At 39.2% G+C, this 3,335-nt stretch carries 6 protein-coding genes; 1 reads left to right on the top strand and 5 read right to left on the bottom strand.

All coding sequences use genetic code 11. The annotated features are described in order from the left end of the window. From V5N63_RS09640 to V5N63_RS09630, 3 genes are all read right to left on the bottom strand, one after another. Positions 1-362: MgtC/SapB family protein (locus tag V5N63_RS09640; protein ID WP_332033776.1), on the bottom strand; the 362-nt coding region annotated here is incomplete at its 3' end. 24 nt (positions 363-386) lie between these two features. Continuing rightward, positions 387-971, bottom strand: coding sequence for a DUF3109 family protein (locus V5N63_RS09635; protein ID WP_332033775.1), 585 nt, complete (start codon positions 969-971; stop codon positions 387-389). Between the two features lie 5 nt (positions 972-976). Next, complete coding sequence (locus tag V5N63_RS09630) at positions 977-1,885, bottom strand: DUF6427 family protein (RefSeq protein WP_332033774.1); 909 nt, start codon at positions 1,883-1,885, stop codon at positions 977-979. Positions 1,886-1,927: 42 nt separating this feature from the next. Here V5N63_RS09630 and V5N63_RS09625 point away from each other — a divergent pair, with 42 nt between their 5' ends. Further along, on the top strand, positions 1,928-2,158 hold the full coding sequence (locus V5N63_RS09625) for a hypothetical protein (RefSeq protein ID WP_332033773.1): 231 nt from the start codon (positions 1,928-1,930) through the stop codon (positions 2,156-2,158). Between the two features lie 78 nt (positions 2,159-2,236). On the opposite strand, the gene V5N63_RS09620 is transcribed toward V5N63_RS09625, so the two are convergent. Continuing rightward, entirely contained in the window at positions 2,237-2,671 is a 435-nt protein-coding gene (locus tag V5N63_RS09620) for a universal stress protein (protein WP_088469980.1), read from the bottom strand. A gap of 55 nt (positions 2,672-2,726) precedes the next feature. Next, positions 2,727-3,335 (bottom strand): fumarylacetoacetate hydrolase family protein (locus V5N63_RS09615; RefSeq protein WP_332033772.1); only part of this gene is annotated, 609 nt, incomplete at its 5' end.

The raw sequence follows: 3,335 nt of genomic DNA, 5'->3' as shown, positions 1-3,335 counted from the left end.
GAAATAAGAAAAGTAAATGCAATATAAACCTCACCAAAGCCTATCGACATTCCAATCGCAGCGGCAATCCAAATTACACCGGCGGTAGTAAGTCCGTAGATCGTGAAGCCTTCTTTAAAAATGACGCCGGCACCCAGAAAGCCAATTCCGCTCACAATATAAGAGGCGATTCTCGTGGGGTCGCCATCGCCGGCAAGTTTATAGGAAATAATCGAGAAAAGAGTAGAACCCAGACAAATGACGGTGATGGTTTTCAACCCCGCCGATTTATCCTTCATTTCCCGTTCGAAACCCAGAATCAGCCCGGCAACGATCGAAATAATGGCTTTATAAACATCTAAAAGTTCAAAATGCTCCGACATTTTTTATTTAAAGATATAATTTTTCTATGAATTGAACTCGCGGTTCCACTCATCGGCCGCATCGCAAAGCGTGTCGTAAAATTCTTCGCCGTATTTTCTGATCAGTGGTGTTTTCAGGAATTTATACACTGGTACTTTCAGTTCTTTTCCCAGTTCGCAGGCAGGATTACAGATTTCCCATTCATGATAGTTCAGGGCGGTAAATGTAGAATATTCGGTAATACGTATCGGGTAGAGGTGACATGAAATGGGTTTATGCCAATCTACAGCACCGTCTTCATAAGCTTTTTCGATTCCGCATTTGGTAATTCCTTTTTCGTCGAAAATTACATATGCACATTCTTCGCCGTTTACCATCGGAGTTACAAAATCGCCATCGTTCGGATCGATGGTCCAGGTTCCCTGTTCTTCCAAAGCTTTTATCCCTTCAGGCCTTAAATAAGGTTTTACCTGCGGAAAAATCCTGTCGAGGATCTCGGTTTCATATTTCTCCAGCGGAGCGCCTACATCACCTGCAACACAGCATGCGCCTTTGCATCTGCTGAGGTTACATACAAATTCTTCAGAAAAAATATCCTCAGAAATTAATTTATCGTCAATTTGAATCATTGTAATTAAATATTAAAGTTATAATAACCCTGAAGCTTGAAGAGGACAAGACTGAAAATAATCAGCCACAATCCGGTTTCCTGCATCCAGTATTTGGGGAGAAATTTCAGCATTCTGCTTAATATAATTGAAGCCGGAAAAGCAAGCAAAAGCAGATATTCATATTGATTTCTCATGTAAAGTAAGATCGTGATCAGCTGTGCCAGCGAAAAAATCAGCAGAAATGTATATTTGAATTTGCTTGTCGGGCTTTTCTTGTTAAAGTTCCTGAAATGATCCATCACCGCATGAATCAGCATCAGAGCAACAGGGAGCAACCAAAGCAGCGGCTTGATATATTCCGAAGGTTTGAAATCGTCAAACGGAAAATACGCCGGATTCCAGGAGTTCATTCCCAGAAAATATGCAATCCCGAAATAAGATATCGCCACCAGAAAAATACCGTAAAAAAGCCTGAAAACATGCAATCCTACACGGTCTGAGGTTCCGATAATATGTAAAATAACGAAAATCGACATCGGCCAGGTTGTGGGAAGAAAGATAAAATTCAGTCCCAGAATTGCGCCTACTAGAGGATAGGAATTTTTGCGGACACTCATATCCACATTAGTTAGCAGAATAAGGATGATGGAATTGGTAAAAAGTGAAACCGCAATCCCAATGTCTAGATCCCCCGGATAAAGCGCAAAAATAAATGCGGTATATAAAAATAACGGTAAATGCGTCTGGTAATTCAGGGCAATCGTGTTAAAACAGAAATAGCCCATGGCTACGCCTGCAAACGTAATTACCGCGGAAAAAAAATCTAAAGTATTGAGGTCGAGAAAGTTGAATCCGATTACAATTAAAAGTAGTACGCCGATGTAAAATGGTATTGAAAAAATATTGCTTTCTTTTGAAAGTAATCGAAACATTTTTATTAATTTTGTGCAAAGTTAATTTAAAAAAGGAAAATAATGACGTCTTTCTTTCTCTTCTTAAGCGATGTATTCAAGTGGTCTTTCGGTTTGTTTGATGCAGCAGGTAATGTTCTTAACTGGATTCTGTTTCTGGTTGCATCAGCTTTATTCACCTATTGGTGTTATGTATTGATGGTAACTTTAGGTGGCGACAAAGACAAAGAATATTTTTCACCAACTGAAGGGCATCATCCTTATTACGATCCGAAGATCAACAAAAAAGGCTAAAATAATTGATACTTATGTTCATAATAAAATCCCGAAATTTTATAATTTCGGGATTTATAATTTCGTTACTTTCAATTATTAATGTATAGGAATTACCAGCACAGGAATTGTTGACCTTCTTGTAAGTTCCTTAGTTAAACTGCCCACAAATACGTCATAAATTCCGCTTCTTCCGTGCGAACCCATCACAATGTAATCAGCGTTTTTTGATTTGGCATATTCCAGAATAATATCTCCGGCAACGCCCTGTTTCAGAAGATGTTCGCAATCCACATCCTGCGCGATAATGCGCTGTTCAATTACATTCAGCCGCAGCAACTCATCTTTAATTTCATTTTGCTCCACCTCAGGGAAATACTGGAAGCCCATGTCGCCTATAGCGAAACCAATATCCGCCGGCGCTACATGAATAAGACAGATTTTTCCTTTTGTTTCTTTAGCGAATTTTACTGCACCATCAATAAGTCTGTCGGTTGCGTCTGAAAAATCTACAGGTAATACGATGTTAATCATGATCTTAATTTTTGTTCCTTAAAGTTACAAAAGTTTCTGCAAACGGTCAAGTAATTTACTGAATTCTCAGATCCAGCACTTTTTCATTTTCAAGGAAAGCCTGCAGAATATCGTTTTCCGCAACTTTGCCTACACCTTTCGGCGTACCGGTAAAAATAAGATCTCCGGTTTTTAGCGTGAAGTATTGTGATACGAAAGCGATCATTTTTTCCGGAGAGAAAATCATCATTGAAGTATTCCCGTCCTGAACCTTATCCTTGTTTTTAAGTAAAGAAAAATTCAGGTTCTTCATATCGAAACTGCTCTTTTTATAAAATTCTGAAACTACAGCGCTGCCGTCGAAACCTTTGGCAAGTTCCCAGGGAAGTCCTTTTGCTTTCAGCTGGCTTTGCAGATCTCTTGCTGTGAAATCAATTCCCAATCCTATTTCTTCGAAATAATTCGAAGCTTTTTCTTCCTGGATGTATTTTCCGCCTTTCGAGATTTTCAGCACGACTTCCAGTTCATAATGCACATCATCAGAAAATTCGGGAATATAAAAATCCGAACCTTTCTTTAGGATTGCCGTGTCGGGTTTCATGAAGATTACAGGATTTTCAGGGATTTCATTTCCGAGTTCTTTGGCGTGTTCGGCATAATTGCGGCCGATGCAGATGATTTTCAT

The organism is Kaistella sp., from assembly GCF_032060305.1.
GTDB classification, from domain to species: Bacteria; Bacteroidota; Bacteroidia; order Flavobacteriales; family Weeksellaceae; genus Kaistella; species Kaistella yananensis.
Note: the sequence above shows the minus strand (reverse complement) of the source record. Positions and strands in the feature narration are given on the sequence as shown.

Coding starts and splice junctions, on each gene's coding strand:
- V5N63_RS09635 (WP_332033775.1), bottom strand. CDS start 971: ATGATTCAAATTGACGATAAATTAATTTCTGAGGATATTTTTTCTGAA.
- V5N63_RS09630 (WP_332033774.1), bottom strand. CDS start 1,885: ATGTTTCGATTACTTTCAAAAGAAAGCAATATTTTTTCAATACCATTT.
- V5N63_RS09625 (WP_332033773.1), top strand. CDS start 1,928: ATGACGTCTTTCTTTCTCTTCTTAAGCGATGTATTCAAGTGGTCTTTC.
- V5N63_RS09620 (WP_088469980.1), bottom strand. CDS start 2,671: ATGATTAACATCGTATTACCTGTAGATTTTTCAGACGCAACCGACAGA.